The following is an 18,041-nucleotide window of genomic DNA, read 5'->3' as shown; positions in this document are numbered from 1 at the left end:
TCTGCCACTCCAACTAACTGATAGGAGCACCTCATGGAAAAGATCATCCTGTACGTGGACGACGCCGCCTATGCGCGCGAATTCCTGGCCAAGGCGCCTGCGCCGGCAGCGACCGCACAGCGCCACTGGGTGTTGGTGGCGTGCGCACCGCGCATGACGGCGCGTATCAGCAAGTGGGTCAGCCACAGTGCACGCGTCAACTGGCGCGCCAAGTGGTTCTCCAAGGCGCAGGAACAGATGCTGCCGCTGCTGCAGCGCGAAGGCGACGCGGTCACGCCGGTGCTGGCCGAAGGTCCGCTGCTGGCAATGACCCAGCGCCTGCGCACCGAGCACGGCGCATCGACCCGCGTGGTCGACGCGCGTCGCCCGAAGATCGGCGTCGACATGGAGCCGGTGGCGCCCGACCAGAAGCCCGCCGGCCAGTCTGGCTGGGCATTGCCCGGCGCGGTCGCGAGCATGGGCGCGCTGCTCGTGCTGGCGAACGAACTGGCCGATTAAGCGCCCATCGTCAGTTGCAGCGGGCCGGGCACCCTGTCCAGGCCCGCTGCGGTATCCTGCGGCCATGCGACTACTCATCAAATGGCTGCTCAGCGCGCTGGCACTGCTGGCGGTCACCTACATCTACAGCGGTGTCCAGGTCAACAACTTCACGTCGGCGCTCATTGCGGCTGCCGTGATCGGGTTGCTCAACATGATCGTGCGACCCGTGCTGGTCGTGCTGACCCTGCCCGTGACGATCGTCACCCTGGGGCTTTTTCTCTTCGTGATCAATGCCCTCATGTTCTGGTCCGCCTCGGGGCTGCTCAACGGCTTTGCCGTGGCGGGCTTCACCGCAGCCTTGATCGGTTCGCTGCTGTACTCGCTGCTGCATCTCGTGATCGAGGCTGCGCTGGGCGGGTTGTTCAGGCGCTGACGCGCCCCCCCCCCGGAACGCCCCGGCACGCCCCGGCGGCGGGCGCTCACAGCGGCGGGTCCGCCTGCTGGTCCTTGAGCATTGCGTCCACCGCACGGGCGCGGGTGTCGATGATCGACGCTTCGTAGAAATCCACCGGTACGCCGCCAGCGCCGTTGCGTACGAGTTCCTGCGCGGCCTTGAAGCGGTCGCGTGCGCCCGCGTAGTCGAGCACGGCGACGTTGGCCTCGGCGTCCGCGCGCACCGCGCGCACCGTGTCGTTCTGCGCACCGTACAGCGCGCTCAACAGGCGCCAGGCACCGGCATCCCTGGGATGCACGGCGACCCAGTCGCGCAGCGGCGCAACCATCGGCGCCGGATTTCGCAGCGCCATGGCGACCTGGGCCGACAGGAACATCTCGGGCCGGTCCTTCGATTTCGCGTCGAGCAGGGCGGCCGCCTGCGGCGCGGCGCCTGATGCCAGGGCGATCTCGGCGCGCAGCAGGCGCGCCACGCGGCTGGCCGACGCATCGCCCGCGGTACGGGCAGCCAGGCGGTCGGCGAACAGGCGGGCCTGCACCAGGTCTTGCGTTTCGCGCGCAGCAAGCGCAGCCGCACAGAGTGCGCCCGCCTGCGCGGCCGGCGTGCTGCGTTCGAATTCACTCCCCGAGGCCGCACGCATCCATTGGCGCAACACGTCCACGCCTGGCCGGGAGAACACGCGGGCGCGCGCCGCCATCAACGCGTGGGTCATCTGGGGGCCCTTGGACGGCAGCGCACCGACGACACCGGGCGCTACAGGGGCGGCGCCTTCGGTCGCGCGGAACTGAAAACGGGCCTGCATGTCGGAGATGCGTTCGGTCGTCAGCGGATGGCTGCGCAGGTAGGGATAGGAGCCGTTGTCGTTGAGGCGCGAGGCGTACTGCAGCTTCTCGAACATCGCGGCAGCGCCCTGTGGCGCGAAGCCCGCCTGCGTCATCACGCCATAGCCGATGCGGTCGGCCTCGCGCTCCATGTCGCGCGAAAAGCTCAGCTGGTTCTGCATCGCCATCGCCTGGCTGCCCATGATCACGGCCTGGCCGGCGTCGCCGTTGCGGCTCTTGGCCGCGGCGATGATTCCCAGCACCATGGCCGCGAGGAGCAGCGGCATCTGGCGGCCCTGCCGGCTCATGATGCGGGAGATATGGCGCTGCGTGACGTGCGACAGTTCGTGGCCCAGCACGGTGGCGAGTTCATCCGGACTGTCGGTGACGGCGATCAGGCCCAGGTTCAGGCCGAGGTAGCCGCCGGGCAGCGCAAAGGCGTTGATATTGCGGTCGCGGCCCATCAGCAGCGTCCAGGCGAAACGCTCGTCCAGTTCGGGTGTGAGTTCGCCGCGCAGGCGTGCCGCGGCGAGCAGGCGGCTCCAGATGTCCTGCACGTAGGCCTCGAGCACCGGATCGTCGATGTAGTCGGGGTCGCGGTAAAGCTCCCGCGCGATCTGGTCGCCCAGCCGGCGCTCGGCCGCCGCGGTCATCTCGCCGCCGTCGCCCATGCCGGGCAGCAACTGGGCGCGTGCGGCCGGCGGCGCGAGCAGCTGGCATGCCACCAGCACCGCCACGCAGGCCGCGCGAAGCCCGGGAAACCGGGGAAACCCGGCAAGCCGCAGGCGGGCGCGGGAGTTCGAAAGTGCGTCGGGCATCGGGCGCGGCATTCCTCGTCAGTGGCTCGGCCTCTTATGATGCACGCTTCAGCGGAACGTTCACCATGTCCAAACTCACCCATTTTGACGGCCAGGGCCAGGCCCACATGGTCGATGTCGCTGCCAAGCAAGCCACCCATCGGGTGGCGGTGGCGACCGGACGCATCGAGATGCAGCCGGCCACGCTGGCGCTGATCGAGTCGGGCACCGCCAAGAAAGGCGACGTGCTCGGCATCGCACGCATCGCGGGCATCCAGGCCGCCAAGAAGACCAGCGACCTGATTCCGCTGTGCCATCCCCTCGCGCTCACGCGCGTGGCGGTGGCCTTCGCCGTGTCCGAGAACGGCCCGCCGCAGGTCAGCTGCACCGCCACCGTCGAAACCGTCGGCCCCACGGGCGTCGAAATGGAAGCGCTGGCCGCCGTGCAGATCGCCCTGCTCACCATCTACGACATGTGCAAGGCCGTCGACCGCGGCATGCGCATCACCGACGTGCGGGTGCTGGAGAAGCACGGCGGCAAGTCGGGCAGCTACGTGGCGGACTGACGCCGCCACTCGGCCAAATCACTCGTCCGCGGCGTCTGGCGGTTTTCCTGCCAGCCAGCGGATGTAGTCTTCCGGAAAGGCACGCTGCAGCCGCACGGCCTGCGCCATGGCCTCGTCGGTGCGCCCGAGCAGCACGGCGCTGTCGATGAGCTTGACGATCACCCGCGGTTCCGGCGAGAAATGAAGCGCGCGCAGGGCCTGCGCATGCACCTCGGCGGCATTGCGACGATCGACCAGGGTCAGCGACAGTTCCGCAAACTGCACCTGGCGCGCGAACAGCCAGGACGCTTGCAGCTTGCCGACCGTGCCGTCCCGCCAGACCGGCAGCCGGTCCTCGCGCGCGAGGTAGATCTGGCTGATGCGGACATAGTCCCAGCCGGCATACGCCACGCCCGCCAGCAGCAAGGCCGCCGCTGCGCCCACGGCGTTCGCCGCCACCCACCCGCGTCCGCGCGCCATGGCACCCGGCGCCTCGGCCGCTGCCGGCGCCCCCGGCCACAGCAGTCCCAGGCACAGCCCGAAGACGAGTTGAAACGGTCCATACCAGAGCGGGTACTCGAGCAGGCTGTGCAGCACGATCGCGCCGAGCACGCCCCAGGCCATGAGCCGCACCGGATCGCGCGCCCGCCACGGGGGCGCGGCCAGCACCAGCCACGTGAAGCCGCCGCAGATCGCCACCGCCGCCGGGATGCCCAGCTCGACGGCCAGGTGCAGCGGCAGGTTGTGCGCGTTGTCCAGAATCTCGACGAAGCGCGGACCGGCATACGGATGGCTGTAATGGGCGAAGCTCAGTTCGCCCCAGCCCCAGCCGCGCCAGGGATGCACCGCGATCAACTCCAGCACGTTGTGCCACAGCAGAAGCCGGCTGTGGCCCTCGGGTGCGCCATCGCGCAGGCGGCGCAGCATGTCCTCGACCTCGGGGCCGGCAAGCATCGGCAGCGCCCATGCCGCAATGAAATAAGCCGGGACCAAGGCCAGCAGCAGTCCGGGATGCGGCAAGCGAAACGCGTGCAGGGCCAAATCCGTACCCGGGGCGCCCGCATCGCGCAGGCAGGGTCGGTGTCGCTCGCGCCACGCGATGAAAGCCGCAACGCCGCTGATCAGCACCCACTGCAGCAGGCCGGTGCGCGAGGTCGAAGCCGCTGCGGCCAGCAGCAGCAAGAGCACGCCGGGCAGGCTGGCGATGCGCTGCCCTCGGGTCCAGCCGCCGTACAGCGTCAGCCCCGCGACCAGCGCCATGCCGATGAGCGTGGCGAACTGGTTGCGCTGGCGCAGGTTGCCGTAGGCCTGGCCGAGCTCGGGGGCCGTCGTCCAGGGCACCAGCACTGCGGCGTGGCCGTCGTACTGCAGCAGGCCCAGCACGGCACTCACGAGGCCCGCTGCGAGCAGACCCCAGGCGAGCGCAACGGGCGCGGGAGGCACCACCGGCTGCGCCGAGCGTGCCCCGCCCACCCATGCCGCGCCGACGCAGGCGGCAAGCGCCACCACGGCGACTGCCGCCACGGCACTGACCTTCAGGGCCACAGCCCCGGCAGGTGCCAGCGTGATCGACAGCGCGACCACGCCCAGCCACAGCGCTAGGCCCCGCGAGGGCCTCGCCGGGCCACAAGGCAGCGCCAGGAACGCCACGCAGGCCCAGGACGCGAACAGCTGCCAGGCATTGGCAGAGGGGCCCGCGACCAGCGGAAAGAGAAAGGGAAAAGCGACCAGCCCGGCGGCAACGGCAAGTGCGCGCGCAGCGGCTTGTCGGTCGGAGGTGGCCGCAGACGTCATGACGGGATTGTGCCGAACGGCAGGCCCCGCCACGACGCGGGATCAGCCGGCGGCAGGTGCCGTCTCAGGCTGCGTGGCGGGATTCGCCGTGCAGGTGGACGGTGCAAGCCGGGCCGCGACCGTCGTCGTGCAGGTCCAGACACCGGGCGTGTTCGCGGCGGTGTCTGCCGCACGCGACCAGGTGAGCGTCTGTCCGGTGATCTGGCCGTTGCCGCGGATCGTGCACTGCACGCTGGCCACACCCGTGGTGGCAGCGCTGATGGCGATGGCGCTGCAGCGGCTGGTCTGCGCGCCCGAAAGGCCTGCCGCCTCGGCGTTGGTGGCGGCACTGCCGGTCAGCGCGCTGGCCTGCTCGGCCGTGAGGCCCTGGCTCGCCCTTTCTTCAATCACCACCTTGGCGGGGGTGATCTCGGCCAGCGCCGCCGTCACCTGGGTGCGGGAGACATAGTCTTGGTACTTGGGCAGCGCCACGGCCGCCAGAATGCCGATGATCGCCACGACGATCATCAGTTCGATCAGGGTGAAGCCCTGCTGCACGACGCTGCGTGCATTGAAACCACGGTTCATTTTTTTCCTCCAGTTGATAACGCCGCCACGGTTCCTACCGGGCCGTGCGCCGGGGGTCGAAGCTAGCACATGGACGTGCCCTTCCAACGCAGTCGACCCCCAGCGGCAAGCAGAGGCCGCGTCCTGGCGTGATGGAATCGACGGCTGGGGCCGGCTTCGGGCAATCGGAGGCACGCCTTCGACTCAGACCTCCAGGATGTCGTTGGCCGACAGGCCCCGGATGTCGAATGTCCTGCCCTGGACGGCATCGCGCCGCGCCAGCGCGGCAATCTCGCTCATGATGGCCACCGTTTCTGCGGGCTTGGTGTGGGTGATGTAGATCGGATAGCAGCGCTCCGGTGCGATCCAGGCGAGCTCGCTGGCCAGGCTCGACGGCGACAGGTGGCTGCTGCGCAGCGCCAGCGCCTGCTCGCTGTCGCTGAAGGCCGTCTCGATCACGAGCGCGCCGACGTCCAGGGCGTTCAGGCGCCTCCACAGGAGAGGATTGCGTTCGGTGTCGCCGGTGAAGACCCAATGCGCGTGCGCCGTCGCACGCCGGACGGCAAAGCCGCAGGCCGGCACCGTGTGGCGCGCGGGCAGCACCTCGACGTGCTTGGGTGCGGGCCCGCCGAAAGCGATCGCCTGCCCGACGGTGATCGGATGCAGGCTCAGGAGCGGCGCCTCGGCGGTGGGAAGGCGCTCGAAATCCGGCCAGATCACATTGTTGAAAACGTGCGCGCGCAAGGCGTCGAGTGTTTCCTGCAGCGCATGCACGCGCAGCGCCCGGGTGCGGCGGCGGGCCACGGCGTCGATCATCAGCGGCAGCGCCACGATGTGGTCGAGGTGGGAGTGGGTGAGCAGCACGTCGTCGACAGCGGCCATCTCATCGAGCGTGAGGTCGCCAACGCCGGTCCCCGCGTCGACCAGCAGGGTGCCGTCGATCAGGAACGAGGTGGTGCGGCAATCCCGGGCGATGGCGCCGGAGCATCCGAGGACGCGAACCTGAAGGGTGTCTGTCATTTGGAGTCGAAGCGGGTCGCACAATCCCCGTCGGGATCGGGTGGATGCAAACCACCGGAGGCTACCCGTTGCCGGTACAGCGCGACAAGGACTTTGTTGACGTTCTGCTGTGTATCGAGCGACGCCAGAAGATCCTGCGCCTCGCTCCAGCGCTGGGCACGGCAGGCCGCGAGCAGCGCGTCCCATTGCGCCAGGCCGGCCGCCCACCTGGCCTCGCCGATTCGGCCCACGGGCGTGCAGATGGTCACGGCGCGCGCGCTGCCCCGCACGCGGACGGTGTCGAGGGCGTGCCACGCAAAGCCGGGCGCAGCGTGGCGCGTGGCCTCGCTTGCGACGATCTGCACACCATAGGTGCTGCCCAGTCCTTCGAGCCGCGCGGCCAGGTTCACCGCGTCGCCGACCACGGTGTAGCTGCGGCGCACGGCCGAACCCATGTCGCCCACGCTCATCACGCCCGTGTTCAGGCCGATGCCCACATCGATGCGCGGGCGCCCGGCCAGGCGCTGGGATTCATCGAACTCGCGCACGGCGGCAGCCATCTCGAAGGCTGCCTGCACGGCCAGCGCTGCATGGTCGGGTGTGTCGACCGGCGCCCCCCAGAAGGCCATCACGCAATCGCCCATGTACTTGTCCACGGTGCCGCGATGGCGGCTGATGATGGCCGTCAGGCGGCTGAACAGCGCGTTGAGCAGCGTCTGCAGTTCGGTGGGTGTGACCTGTTCGGACAGCGATGTGAAGCCACGCATGTCGCAGAACATGACCGTGAGCTCCTTGCTCTCGGCCCGCATGCTGTAGCGCCCGGGGCGCTTCATCATCTCGTCGACCAGTTGCGGCGGCACGTAGGAGCCGAAGAGCCGCGCCAGCCCCCGGCGAGCGCGCGTCTCCAGGAAGAAGCCCCAGCTCAGGTTCAGCACGAAGGCCAGCGCCGTCATCAACAGCACGGCCGACAGAGGCAGCACCAGACCGCCACGCACATACAGCAAGACATTGACCACGACGAGCAGCGCCGCCGTGCCCACGCCCAGCAGCACGGCCTGGAACGCCGGCAGCGCCGACATGCCGAAGGCCAGCAGCAACCCGGCGAACAGCATCTGCACCAGGTCGTAGCCCGACGCATAGTCCGGCACCGACGCGAAGCGCCCGTCGAGCAGGCCGGAGACGACGTTCGCATGCACTTCGACCCCCGGGAAGATGCTGTCGACCGGCGTGGCGCGCAGGTCCTGGAGCCCGCGGGCCGTGGTGCCGACCAACACGATCTTGCCGCGCATGGCGCCCGGCGCCAGCTCGCCGCGCAGGATGGCCGCGGCCGTCACGTAGCGAAACGAACCGCCCTCGCCACCGCCCGGCCCGCGAAACGGCACCAGCACGCTGGCATTGCCATCGACCGGCACGCGCCGATGCGTGGTGCCCTGCCCGACCTGCAGCGCCGTCAGCGGCGCCGCACGCCCGACCACGCCGTGGCTCGCGAAGACCGGGGCGACGGCGTATGTGCCTCCGCTGGCCACCTGGTACACCGCCAGCGCGAACGACGCGTAATAGCCCGCTGGCGCTGCGGCCCCCTCGTACCGCGCGAGCAAGGGCACGGCGCGCACCACGCCATCGTCGTTGCGGCCGATGAGCACGTTGAGGAAGCCGCCATGGGGTGCGGCCTGGACCAGGGGGGCGATGTTTCCGCCAAAGCTGTTCCAGACCACCGCGGGCGGCGATGCGCCATCGAAGGCATCGGGCAGCAGCGCTGGCGCGGGCAATCGCCCATTGGCCAGCGCGTTGCGGGTACCGTTGAAGTAATAGCCAAGCACCACGGGCCGCCCGGTCAGCGTGCGCGCAAAAACACCATCATGGTCGAGTGCAGGCGCCAGGCGCTCGACCTCGGCGGCAAAACCCGGTTGCGCCCGCAGCCGGCCTTCGGCGAGCCGTCGCAGGTCCGACAGGCCCGAACTTTCGTCCGGCTCGGGAAACAGGATGTCGAAGCCGAGCACGGCGACCTGCTGGCGCACCAGCAGTTCGGTGCTCAGGCGCGCCAGCTTGTCGCGGCTCCAGGGCCATTGACCGAACTGCTGCAGGCTCGCGTCGTCGATGTCGACGATCACGATGCGCGAGTCCGGCGTGCCGGGCATGTGAGCGCGCAACCGCACGTCGTAGATGAAATTGTCCAGCCGCTCCACCACGGGCAGCTGCCAGACGCCAGCGGCCTGCAGCATGGCCACCACCATCGGCAGCAGCGTGAGCACGACGCGCGCCGCATGCCGGCGCACCAGCCTCAGGGCCATGGTGGGCCTGCAGCAGTGGCCGCCGGGTGTGTCATGGGCGCAGCCGCTGCGTCGCCGTTGAACGTGGGCCGCGCGTCGGTGTTCAGTGCGCGGCGCGGTGCGCGCGCACCTGCATCCAGCGGCCCGAAATCACCACGAAAGCCGCACCCAGTGCCGCCGCCACATAGTGCAGCCACGGGTTGTCCTCGACCACGTCCCGCAACGCCACGTCGCCCGCAATGGTCTCGCCACCGACCCAGCCGATCAGCGCAGCGCCCAGCATCACGATGATGGGGAAACGCTCCATGAGCTTGATCATCATCGTGCTGCCGAAGATCACCAGCGGAATGCTGATGGCCAGGCCCAGGATCAGCAGCATGTTGTTGCCTTGCGCGGCAGCCGCCACGGCGATCACGTTGTCCAGGCTCATCACCAGGTCGGCAATGAGGATGGTGCGCACGGCCGCGAACATGCTGCCGTACTCCTTGGACTCGCCCTCGCCGTCTTCCTCGTCGCTGAGCAACTGGAAACCGATGTACAGCAGCAGCAGGCCACCAACGATCTGCAGATAGGGCAACGCCAGCAGGCGTGCGGCCACCACGGTCAGCGCGATGCGCAGCACCACGGCCGCGCCCGACCCGATCAGCACAGCCTTCTTCTGCTGCGCCGGGGGCAAGGAACGGGCGGCCAGCGCGATCACGACCGCGTTGTCGCCCGAGAGAATGATGTTGATCCAGATGATCTTGACCAGACCGATCCAGAAGTCTGCCGTTTGCAGCATGTCCACTTGTCTTCTCCTTTGTTATTGATACACGGACAAAAGCGCTCGCAACCGAAGCTGCGAGCGCTTTGCCGTTTTTGGAGTGCTCAGTTCAGAAGGCGCGGGGCCTCAGATCAGAGCTTGGCCTTTAGCAGCTTCGCGAGTTCCGAGAAGTTGCGCGTCACGGTGAAGCCCGACTCTTCCATGATGGCGAGCTTGGCATCGGCCGTGTCGGCACCGCCCGAGATCAGCGCGCCGGCGTGGCCCATGCGCTTGCCCGGAGGTGCGGTCACGCCAGCGATGAAGCCGACCACCGGCTTCTTCATGTTGAGCTTGCACCAGCGTGCGGCGTCGGCTTCGTCCGGGCCGCCGATTTCGCCGATCATGATGACTGCGTCGGTGTCCGGATCGTCGTTGAAGGCCTTCATCACGTCGATGTGCTTCAGACCGTTGATCGGGTCGCCGCCGATGCCGACTGCCGACGATTGGCCCAGGCCGATTTCGGTGAGCTGTGCCACGGCTTCATAGGTCAGCGTGCCCGAGCGCGAGACCACGCCGATGCGACCCTTGCGGTGGATGTGGCCGGGCATGATGCCGATCTTGATTTCGTCGGGCGTAATCAGGCCGGGGCAGTTCGGGCCGAGCAGCAGCGTCTTCTTGCCGCCGGCGGCTTCCTTGGCCTTCATCTTGTTGCGCACTTCGAGCATGTCCTTGACCGGAATGCCTTCGGTGATGCAGATGGCCATGTCCAGGTCGGCTTCGACGGCTTCCCAGATGGCGGCAGCGGCGCCCGGAGGCGGCACGTAGATCACCGACACGGTCGCGCCGGTCTGCGATGCGGCTTCCTTGACGGAACCGAAGATTGGAATGCCGAAGATCGACTCGCCGGCCTTCTTCGGATTCACACCGGCGACGAAGGCGTTCTTGCCGTTCGCGTATTCCTGGCACTTTTCCGTGTGGAACTGACCGGTCTTGCCGGTGATGCCTTGCGTGATGACCTTGGTGTCTTTGTTGATGTAGATCGACATGACTTATTCCTTACTTGGCGACTGCCGCAACCACTTTTTGGGCCGCATCGGCCATCGTGTCGGCGCTGATGATCGGCAGGCCGGAATCGGCCAGCATCTTCTTGCCTTCGACTTCGTTCGTGCCCTTCATGCGCACGACCAGCGGCACGCTGAGGTTCACCGCCTTGCAGGCTGCGATCACGCCGGTGGCGATGGTGTCGCACTTCATGATGCCGCCGAAGATGTTGACCAGAATGCCCTTGACGTTCTTGTTCTTCAACATGATCTTGAAGGCTTCAGTCACCTTCTCGGGGGTGGCACCGCCGCCCACGTCCAGGAAGTTGGCCGGCTCGCCGCCGAACAGCTTGATGGTGTCCATGGTTGCCATCGCCAGGCCGGCGCCGTTGACCAGGCAGCCGATGTTGCCGTCCAGCGAGATGTAGGCCAGGTCGAACTTCGAGGCTTCGACTTCGGCCGCGTCTTCTTCGTCCAGGTCGCGCAGGGCGACGAGTTCGGGGTGGCGGAACAGTGCGTTCGGGTCGAAGTTGAACTTCGCGTCGAGCGCCATCACGTTGCCCTTGCTGTCACGGTTGAGCGGGTTGATCTCGACCAGCGAGGCGTCCGTCTCCATGTAGCAGGTGTAGAGCTTCTTGAGGATGTCGACGGTCTGCGCGGTCGAATCGGCCGGCATGCCGATGCCGTCGGCTATTTCCTTGGCTTGCGCGTCGGTCAGGCCGAGTTCGGGGTCGGCGTACACCGTGATGATCTTCTCGGGCGTGGAATGCGCCACTTCCTCGATGTCCATGCCGCCTTCGCTCGAGGCGATGAACGCGACCTTCTGCGTGGCGCGGTCGGTCACGGCGGACACGTAGTATTCCTTGTTGATGTCGGCGCCGTCTTCGATGTAGAGGCGACGGACCTTCTGGCCTTCGGGGCCGGTCTGGTGCGTGACGAGCTGCATGCCGAGGATTTCGCCGGCCAGCTTCTTCACGTCTTCGATGCTCTTGGCGACCTTGACGCCACCGCCCTTGCCGCGGCCACCCGCGTGAATCTGGGCCTTGACCACCCACACCGGGCCGCCAAGCTTCTGGGCGGCTTCGACCGCCTCCTGGACCGTGTAGGCCGCAATGCCGCGCGGCACGGGCACGCCGAACTTGGCAAGAATCTCCTTGCCTTGGTACTCGTGAATCTTCATGAGGTGTCTCTCGGAACGGGGGTTGAGAACGGAGTCTGAATTGGCTGTTGTCCGCAGGCCACGGCGCCTGGAACGGGCGGGGGCGGGGGACAACCGCAGACTGTATCATGGTGCGCCGCAACAAGCCCGACTTGGCAGCGCGGTCAATCCCTCGACTCTCGTGAGCACACCCACCATGGCCAAGGTTTTCATCGACGGCGAGGCTGGTACCACCGGCCTTCAGATCCGCGAACGTCTCGCAACGATGGCGAATATCGAGCTCGTGAGCATCGCGCCCGAGCTGCGCAAGGACGTCGCCGCCAAGCGCGAGCTGATGGCCGGCGTCGACCTCGTGGTGCTTTGCCTGCACGACGACGCGGCCATCGAGTCGGTCGCGCTGATCGACCAGTTGTCCGGCACCAAGCCGAAGATCATCGACGCCTCCACCGCGCACCGCACGAACCCGGCCTGGACCTTCGGCTTCCCGGAACTCGTCGAAGGCCACTGGCAGGCCGTGGCGCAGGCCGACCGCGTGGGCAATCCCGGCTGCTATGCCACCGGCGCCATCGCCATCCTGCGTCCGCTGATCGATGCGGGGCTGCTGCCGGCCGACTTCCCGGTCGCCCTGCCCTCGGTCAGCGGCTACTCGGGCGGCGGTCGCCCCATGATCGAAGCCTACGAAAAAGGCGAAGCTGCGCCCTTCGAGACCTACGCGCTGGGGCTCAAGCACAAGCACATCCCCGAGATCATGAAGTTCACCGGCCTCACACGCCGGCCGGTCTTCATCCCCTCGGTGGGCAACTTCAAGCAGGGCATGCTGGTGCAGCTGCCACTGCATCTGGACGACCTGCCCGGCAAGCCGAAGGCCAGCGACCTGCACGACGCACTGGCCGCGCACTATGCGCGCAGCAACACCCCCGACCGGTTCGTGTCGGTGCTGCCGCCGACCGAAGACGGCAAGCTGGAGCCTACCGCGCTCAACGACACCAACCAGCTCGAACTGCGCGTGTTCCCGAACGAGGACCATCGCCATGCGGTCGTCATCGCGCGCCTGGACAACCTGGGCAAGGGCGCCAGCGGCGCGGCGGTGCAGAACCTCAAGTTGATGCTCGGGATCTAGCGCAGCATAGCCGACATCGCCGAGCAGCAATTGAGCATGCGCACCGCATGCTCGACGCTCGGCGCCGCAAAGCGCAGTTCCACCGGCGCGACGCGCTCGAAGGTCGGCCACTGGCAGAACAGATCGGCCATGGCTGGCGTCTGGGTGCGCAGCGTCACGCGCAGCGGCGTGGGCCACACGAGCGCTTTGGCGGCCGCACGCGCGGCCATCGCTTCGACAACGCCCGCGCGGATCGCCGCACAGGACTGCGCGGGCGACAGCGAGATGCCGCTGGTCTGGCCCGTCGCGCGCTTGGTCTGCACGAAGGTCGCATGCGGGAACAGCGGACGGTTCTCGGTGATGAACAGGTCGTCGCCGCTGGCCATCAGCACCGGCGCGCCGTACTCGCCCGCAAGCGCGCCGTAAAGGCCGGCCTCGCTCATCGGCTGGCCATCGAACTCGATGCCTGCGAAGGCGAAGCTGTTGATGGTGTGCGCGAGGATGCCCGCGCCCTGCGCGCGTGCGTGGTAGCCGACCATGCAGACGCCGTCGATGCCCAGCTCCACGCCGGCCACCATGCTGAGGTAGCGCGGCTTGCCCTGGATCGCCTGCGCGCGCGGATCGAGCCCGTCGGGCAGCAGGTTGCGGAAGTCGCCATGCGAGTCGTTGACGTAGACCTCGGTCGCGCCGCCGTCGAAGGCACCGGCGATGGCGGCGTTGGCTTCGTCGGTCATCCAGCGACGGGCGCGTTCGTACTCGCCGTTGCCTGCGCGCGTCTGCTGCGGGTGGTAGACGCCGGCCACGCCTTCGATGTCGGTGGAGATCAAGATTTTCATGAGGGCTTGATGAGGGTGAGGGGAGCGAAGGCGTCGGTTGGCGCATCGCGCAGCAGGTCGGCCAGTGCGGGCCGCGCGTGGCCATCGCGGCCGACGAAGGCAGTTGCCCGCCACAGCGCGTGCAGGATGGCCTGCTCCACGCTGTCGGCCACCGCCTGGAACAGGCCGTCGAGCAGCGCGTCGTGCAGCATCGCCACGGCCGGCATCGGCTCGCCCGGCCGCTGCGGCAGCGTGTAGGCGGTCGAGAAGGCCAGCGCGATGTCACCGCTGCCGTGCCCGAAGACCGAGCCGGTGCGCGCGAGGCCCGCGCCCGCGCGCAACGATAACCGGCGCAACTGGCGCGCGTCGAGCGGCGCATCGGTTGCGATCAGGATGATGATCGAGCCCTTCTCGGGCTCGACGGGCACGCTGGGGCTCGGCGGATCGACCGCATGCCCCGCAATCACGAGGTTGTCGCGCACGCCATAGTTGGCCAGCACCAGCGCGCCGACGGTGTGCGCGCCGGCAAGCCGCGATGCGCTGCCGATGCCGCCCTTCAACCCGAAGCTCGTCATGCCGCGCCCCGCGCCGACCGAGCCCTGCGCGAAGTCGGCGCTTGCGGTCGACCAGGCGCGCTGGTAGTCGACCTCGCCGACCGCCATGCGCTGGAGGTCGTTGAGGAAACCGTCGTTGCACTCGAAGACCAGCGGGTTGACCGTGGGCAGGCCGCGGCCGCAATCGGGGTTGGCCGCCACGCACTGGCGGATCTGCGCCGCGGCGACCGCAGGCACCGCGAAGGTGTTGGTCAGTGCGATGGGCGTCTCCAGCACGCCCAGTTCCTCGACCTGCATCAGCCCCACGCTCTTGCCGAAGCCGTTGAGCACCGTGAAGCCGGCCGGCACACGCTGCAGGTATGGGTCGCCGCCATGCGGGCGCACTACGGTCACACCGGTGTGCACATCGCCTTCGTCGAGCGTCACATGCCCGACGGTGACACCCGCCACGTCGGTGATCGCATCACGCCGGCCCGAGGGCAGCCGGCCGATGCGTGGGACCGGGACCGCCATGTCTACAGCCGGTCGATCTTCGGATCGAGCGCGTCGCGCAGGCCGTCACCCAGCAGGTTGAAGGCCAGCACCGTGAAGAAGATCGCGAGCGACGGGAACAGCGCCACGTGCGGCGCGTTGACCATGTCGGCGCGCGCCTCGTTGAGCATCGCGCCCCATTCCGGCGTCGGCGGCTGCGCGCCCAGACCGAGGAAGGACAGGCTCGCCGCCGTGATGATCGAGGTGCCCAGCCGCATCGTGAAGTACACGACGATGGCCGAGATGGTGCCCGGCAGGATGTGCCGTAGAAGGATGGTGCGGTCGCTCGCACCGATGCTCTGCGTGGCCTCGATGTAGGTGAGGTTCTTGAGCACCAGCGTGTTGCCGCGCACCAGGCGCGCGAAGGCCGGCACGCTGAACACCGACACCGCGATCACCACGTTGATCATCCCGCTGCCGAGGATCGCCACCACGCCCAGCGCGAGCAGCACGCCCGGGAAGGCGAACAGCACGTCGGAGATGCGCATGACGATGCGGTCCCACCAGCCGCCGTAGTAGCCCGCCAGCAGGCCGAACACGGTGCCGATGATGGCACCCAGCACCACCGAGAAGAAGCCCGCGGCCAGTGAGATGCGCGTGCCCATCAGAATGCGGCTGAAGATGTCGCGACCCAGCGGGTCGACGCCGAACCAGTGCATGGCCGACGGGCCCTGGTTGATGCGGTCGTAGTCGAAGAAGTTCTCGGGATCGAAGGGCACGATCCACGGCGCAAGCACCGCGACCAGCACCAGCAGCACCACAAAGATCAGCGCGCCGAAGGCGACGTGCTGCATGCGGAACTTGCGCCAGAACTCACGCCAGGGCGTGCGCACCGTGTGGTCGGCGGCGACCGTGGAAGAAATCGTCATGGTCGGGGCTTCACTTGTAGCGGATGGTCGGGTTGATGAAGCCATACAGCACGTCGACCACGAGGTTGATCAGGATGAACTCGAGCGAGAAGAGCAGCACGAGCGTCTGGATGATGGGGTAGTCGCGCATCTCGATCGCGTCGACCAGCAGGCGGCCCAGCCCCGGCCAGTTGAAGACGGCCTCGACCACGATCGAGCCGCCCAGCAGGAAGCCGAACTGCAGGCCCATCATGGTGACGACAGGAATGAGCGCATTGCGCAGGCAGTGCTTGAGCACAACCCACTTCTCGCTCACGCCCTTGGCGCGCGCGGTGCGCACGAAGTCTTCCTGGATCACCTCGATGAACGACGAGCGCGTGAAGCGCGCCATCACGGCGGCCACCGCCGCGCCCAGCGTGAGCGAGGGCAGGATGTAGTGGCGCCACGAATCGGCACCGACGGTGGGCAGCCAGCCCAGTTGCACCGAGAACACCTGCATCAGCAGCATGCCCAGCGCAAACGCGGGAAAGGAGATGCCCGACACCGCCAGCGTCATGCCGATGCGGTCGGGCCATTGGTTGCGGTACACGGCGGAGACGATGCCGATCACCATGCCGAAGACCACCGCCCAGACCATGCTGGTGATGGTGAGGAGCAGCGTCGGCATGAAGCGCTCGGCGATCTCGGTGGACACCGGCCGCTTCGAACGCAGCGAGTGACCGAAGTCGCCCTGCACGATGTTCACGAAGAAGTTGAGGAACTGCTGGGGCATCGGCTTGTCGAGCCCCAGGTCCTGGCGGACCAGTTCGACCGTCTCGGGGCTGGCGTCAACGCCCGCCGCGAGCCGAGCCGGGTCGCCCGGCAGCATGTGGACGAACAGGAACACCAGCACCGCGACGATGAAGAGCGTCGGCAGCAGACCCAGCAGGCGCTTGAGGATGTAGGAAGTCATCGTCGCTGAACGGCTGCGTTGCGTCTACTTCAGCTCGACTTCGTCGAAGTTGAAGCTGCCGTCCGGGATCACGTAGAAACCGGCCAGGTTGCGCGCGCGCACCGACAGCAGTTGCTCCGTCACCAGGAAGGCCCAGGGTGCGTCCTTCCAGATGCGTTGCTGCACATCGGCATAGACCTTGGCCTTGGCGGCCGGGTCGGTGGTGACCAGTGCCTTCTTGATGCCGGCGTCGACTTCGTCGTTCTTGTAGTAGGCCGTGTTGAAGAGCTTCGGCGGGAACGATTCGGAGGCCAGCAGCGGACGCAGCGCCCAGTCGGCTTCACCGGTCGACGACGACCAGCCCACGTAGTACATGCGTACCGGAGCGGTGGCCGGGTCCTGCGCGCTCTCGACGCGTTCGACGCGCTGGCCGGCTTCGAGCGCCTGCACCTGCACCTTGATGCCGACCTGGCCCAGCTGCTGCTGCACGAACTGGATCACCTTCTGCGCGGTCGTGTAGTTGTAGGCCGACCAGAGGATGCTCTCGAAGCCGTTCGGGTAGCCGGCTTCCTTCAGCAGTTCCTTCGCCTTGGTCGGGTTGTAGGGCCACGGGCCCAGCTTGACCGCGCCGTCGACACCCTTGGGCAGCACGCCTTCGGCCGGGATCGCGTAGCCGGAGAAGGCCACCTTGACCAGCGCTTCCTTGTTGATCGCGTAGTTGATGGCTTCACGCACCTTCGGGTTGTCGAAGGGCTTTTGCTGCGTGTTGAACGAGATGTAGCGCTGGATGATCGACGGCGCCGCCGTGACTTCCAGGCTGGGCTTGCCCTGCAGCGTCTGCGCGGCTTCCGGCGGCATCGGGAAGGCGAAGTGCGCCTCGTTGGTCTGCATCATCGCGGCGCGGGTGTTGTTGTCCACCACAGGGCGCCAGGTGATCGTGTCGACCTTGGGGTAGCCCTTGCGCCAGTAGCCGTCGAACTTCGCGACCTTCAGGTAGTCGGTCGACTTCCACTCGACGAACTTGAAGGGGCCGGTGCCCACCGGGTTCTGCGCAATGCCCTTGCTGCCGAACTTGGCCAACGCGGCCGGCGAGATGATCACGGCCGACGGATGCGCCAGCGTATTCATGAACGGAGAGAAGGGCTCGGTGAGCGTGAACTTGACCGTGGTCGCGTCGACCGCTTCGGTCTTGGCGATGTTCTTGTAGAGGTTGTAGCGCTTGAGCTTGTTGTCGGGGTTGGTCACGCGGTCGAAGGTGGCCTTCACCGCTTCGGCGTTGAAGTCGGTGCCGTCATGGAACTTGACGCCGCTGCGCAGCTTGATCGTGTAGACCAGACCGTCCGGGCTGACGGTGTAGCCGGTGGCGAGCACCGGCACCATCTTCATGTCCTTGTCGAAGCCGTAGAGGCCTTGGTAGAAGGACTTGGCGACGGCCTGCGACAGCGTGTCGTTGGCGTCGTACGGGTCGGTCGTCGTGAAGTTCGACTGCACTGCGACAACCACATCCTTGGCGGCATGGGCGGACAGCGCGACGCCGGCCAGTGCCAGCGCGCCTGCGATTCGGGAAAGGCGTTGGGTGAACATGCGAAGACTCCTTTGAAGTCGTTGGGGTGGGG

17 protein-coding genes are annotated in these 18,041 nt (G+C 67.6%); 4 read left to right on the top strand and 13 right to left on the bottom strand.

Annotated features, from left to right (window positions below):
* Positions 1-33 precede the first annotated feature (33 nt).
* On the top strand, positions 34-498 hold the full coding sequence (locus J2W36_RS12415; protein WP_307690045.1) for a hypothetical protein: 465 nt from the start codon (positions 34-36) through the stop codon (positions 496-498).
* A 64-nt stretch (positions 499-562) separates the two neighbouring features.
* Positions 563-913 carry a phage holin family protein gene (locus tag J2W36_RS12410; protein ID WP_307690044.1) on the top strand — a complete coding sequence of 117 codons (351 nt, stop codon included), beginning with the start codon at positions 563-565 and terminating at the stop codon, positions 911-913.
* A 46-nt stretch (positions 914-959) separates the two neighbouring features.
* Here J2W36_RS12410 and J2W36_RS12405 read toward each other — a convergent pair whose 3' ends face one another.
* On the bottom strand, positions 960-2,573 hold the full coding sequence (locus J2W36_RS12405; RefSeq protein WP_307690043.1) for a M48 family metalloprotease: 1,614 nt from the start codon (positions 2,571-2,573) through the stop codon (positions 960-962).
* Between the two features lie 65 nt (positions 2,574-2,638).
* Between J2W36_RS12405 and moaC the strand changes: the two genes are divergently transcribed.
* Entirely contained in the window at positions 2,639-3,118 is a 480-nt protein-coding gene (gene moaC / locus J2W36_RS12400; protein ID WP_307690042.1) for a cyclic pyranopterin monophosphate synthase MoaC, read from the top strand.
* Positions 3,119-3,136: 18 nt separating this feature from the next.
* On the opposite strand, the gene J2W36_RS12395 is transcribed toward moaC, so the two are convergent.
* From J2W36_RS12395 to sucC, 7 genes are all read right to left on the bottom strand, one after another.
* Positions 3,137-4,891, bottom strand: a complete 1,755-nt coding sequence (locus J2W36_RS12395) for a PglL family O-oligosaccharyltransferase (RefSeq protein ID WP_307690041.1) — start codon at positions 4,889-4,891, stop codon at positions 3,137-3,139.
* A 42-nt stretch (positions 4,892-4,933) separates the two neighbouring features.
* Positions 4,934-5,458 (bottom strand): pilin, encoded by a 525-nt coding sequence (locus tag J2W36_RS12390; RefSeq protein ID WP_307690040.1) that lies wholly within the window; start codon positions 5,456-5,458, stop codon positions 4,934-4,936.
* A 183-nt stretch (positions 5,459-5,641) separates the two neighbouring features.
* Entirely contained in the window at positions 5,642-6,457 is an 816-nt protein-coding gene (locus J2W36_RS12385) for a 3',5'-cyclic-nucleotide phosphodiesterase (protein WP_307690039.1), read from the bottom strand.
* Positions 6,454-8,727: a CHASE2 domain-containing protein gene (locus J2W36_RS12380; RefSeq protein WP_307690038.1), complete on the bottom strand. Its 2,274-nt coding sequence runs from the start codon at positions 8,725-8,727 to the stop codon at positions 6,454-6,456. Before J2W36_RS12380 ends, J2W36_RS12385 begins: the two co-directional genes overlap by 4 nt.
* Before the next feature lie 82 nt (positions 8,728-8,809).
* Positions 8,810-9,493: a TerC family protein gene (locus J2W36_RS12375; RefSeq protein WP_307690037.1), complete on the bottom strand. Its 684-nt coding sequence runs from the start codon at positions 9,491-9,493 to the stop codon at positions 8,810-8,812.
* 107 nt (positions 9,494-9,600) lie between these two features.
* Positions 9,601-10,494, bottom strand: a complete 894-nt coding sequence (gene sucD / locus J2W36_RS12370) for a succinate--CoA ligase subunit alpha (RefSeq protein ID WP_286647620.1) — start codon at positions 10,492-10,494, stop codon at positions 9,601-9,603.
* Between the two features lie 10 nt (positions 10,495-10,504).
* Positions 10,505-11,668, bottom strand: coding sequence for an ADP-forming succinate--CoA ligase subunit beta (gene sucC, locus J2W36_RS12365; RefSeq protein WP_307690036.1), 1,164 nt, complete (start codon positions 11,666-11,668; stop codon positions 10,505-10,507).
* A 175-nt stretch (positions 11,669-11,843) separates the two neighbouring features.
* On the opposite strand from sucC, the gene argC reads away from it, so the two are divergent.
* On the top strand, positions 11,844-12,767 hold the full coding sequence (gene argC / locus J2W36_RS12360; RefSeq protein WP_307690246.1) for an N-acetyl-gamma-glutamyl-phosphate reductase: 924 nt from the start codon (positions 11,844-11,846) through the stop codon (positions 12,765-12,767).
* On the opposite strand, the gene J2W36_RS12355 is transcribed toward argC, so the two are convergent.
* From J2W36_RS12355 to gsiB, 5 genes are read right to left on the bottom strand one after another with little or no spacing between them, the layout of a single operon-like run.
* Positions 12,764-13,582 carry a M55 family metallopeptidase gene (locus J2W36_RS12355; protein ID WP_307690035.1) on the bottom strand — a complete coding sequence of 273 codons (819 nt, stop codon included), beginning with the start codon at positions 13,580-13,582 and terminating at the stop codon, positions 12,764-12,766. The two genes, argC and J2W36_RS12355, sit on opposite strands and share 4 nt — an antisense overlap.
* The gene (locus tag J2W36_RS12350) at positions 13,579-14,628 is read right to left on the bottom strand and encodes a DmpA family aminopeptidase (RefSeq protein WP_307690034.1); all 1,050 of its coding nucleotides are present in this window, start codon (positions 14,626-14,628) and stop codon (positions 13,579-13,581) included. Before J2W36_RS12350 ends, J2W36_RS12355 begins: the two co-directional genes overlap by 4 nt.
* Positions 14,629-14,630: 2 nt before the next feature.
* Positions 14,631-15,515 carry a glutathione ABC transporter permease GsiD gene (gsiD, locus tag J2W36_RS12345; protein ID WP_307690033.1) on the bottom strand — a complete coding sequence of 295 codons (885 nt, stop codon included), beginning with the start codon at positions 15,513-15,515 and terminating at the stop codon, positions 14,631-14,633.
* Positions 15,516-15,525: 10 nt separating this feature from the next.
* On the bottom strand, positions 15,526-16,446 hold the full coding sequence (gene gsiC / locus J2W36_RS12340; protein WP_307690032.1) for a glutathione ABC transporter permease GsiC: 921 nt from the start codon (positions 16,444-16,446) through the stop codon (positions 15,526-15,528).
* A gap of 24 nt (positions 16,447-16,470) precedes the next feature.
* Entirely contained in the window at positions 16,471-18,009 is a 1,539-nt protein-coding gene (gene gsiB / locus J2W36_RS12335; protein WP_307690031.1) for a glutathione ABC transporter substrate-binding protein GsiB, read from the bottom strand.
* Positions 18,010-18,041: the final 32 nt, after the last annotated feature.

It is taken from the genome of Variovorax ginsengisoli (assembly GCF_030811835.1).
In the GTDB taxonomy this organism is placed as follows: Bacteria; Pseudomonadota; Gammaproteobacteria; order Burkholderiales; family Burkholderiaceae_C; genus Variovorax; species Variovorax ginsengisoli_C.
This window is presented reverse-complemented; position numbering and strand designations above follow the sequence as displayed.

Bases quoted from the DNA above. Each gene is read 5' to 3' on its own strand.
- sucC (WP_307690036.1), bottom strand. From the start codon at position 11,668: ATGAAGATTCACGAGTACCAAGGCAAGGAGATTCTTGCCAAGTTCGGC.
- gsiB (WP_307690031.1), bottom strand. From the start codon at position 18,009: ATGTTCACCCAACGCCTTTCCCGAATCGCAGGCGCGCTGGCACTGGCC.
- J2W36_RS12405 (WP_307690043.1), bottom strand. From the start codon at position 2,573: ATGCCCGACGCACTTTCGAACTCCCGCGCCCGCCTGCGGCTTGCCGGG.
- sucD (WP_286647620.1), bottom strand. From the start codon at position 10,494: ATGTCGATCTACATCAACAAAGACACCAAGGTCATCACGCAAGGCATC.
- J2W36_RS12415 (WP_307690045.1), top strand. From the start codon at position 34: ATGGAAAAGATCATCCTGTACGTGGACGACGCCGCCTATGCGCGCGAA.
- gsiD (WP_307690033.1), bottom strand. From the start codon at position 15,515: ATGACGATTTCTTCCACGGTCGCCGCCGACCACACGGTGCGCACGCCC.
- J2W36_RS12380 (WP_307690038.1), bottom strand. From the start codon at position 8,727: ATGGCCCTGAGGCTGGTGCGCCGGCATGCGGCGCGCGTCGTGCTCACG.
- J2W36_RS12350 (WP_307690034.1), bottom strand. From the start codon at position 14,628: ATGGCGGTCCCGGTCCCACGCATCGGCCGGCTGCCCTCGGGCCGGCGT.
- J2W36_RS12385 (WP_307690039.1), bottom strand. From the start codon at position 6,457: ATGACAGACACCCTTCAGGTTCGCGTCCTCGGATGCTCCGGCGCCATC.
- J2W36_RS12355 (WP_307690035.1), bottom strand. From the start codon at position 13,582: ATGAAAATCTTGATCTCCACCGACATCGAAGGCGTGGCCGGCGTCTAC.
- argC (WP_307690246.1), top strand. From the start codon at position 11,844: ATGGCCAAGGTTTTCATCGACGGCGAGGCTGGTACCACCGGCCTTCAG.
- gsiC (WP_307690032.1), bottom strand. From the start codon at position 16,446: ATGACTTCCTACATCCTCAAGCGCCTGCTGGGTCTGCTGCCGACGCTC.
- moaC (WP_307690042.1), top strand. From the start codon at position 2,639: ATGTCCAAACTCACCCATTTTGACGGCCAGGGCCAGGCCCACATGGTC.
- J2W36_RS12390 (WP_307690040.1), bottom strand. From the start codon at position 5,458: ATGAACCGTGGTTTCAATGCACGCAGCGTCGTGCAGCAGGGCTTCACC.
- J2W36_RS12410 (WP_307690044.1), top strand. From the start codon at position 563: ATGCGACTACTCATCAAATGGCTGCTCAGCGCGCTGGCACTGCTGGCG.
- J2W36_RS12395 (WP_307690041.1), bottom strand. From the start codon at position 4,891: ATGACGTCTGCGGCCACCTCCGACCGACAAGCCGCTGCGCGCGCACTT.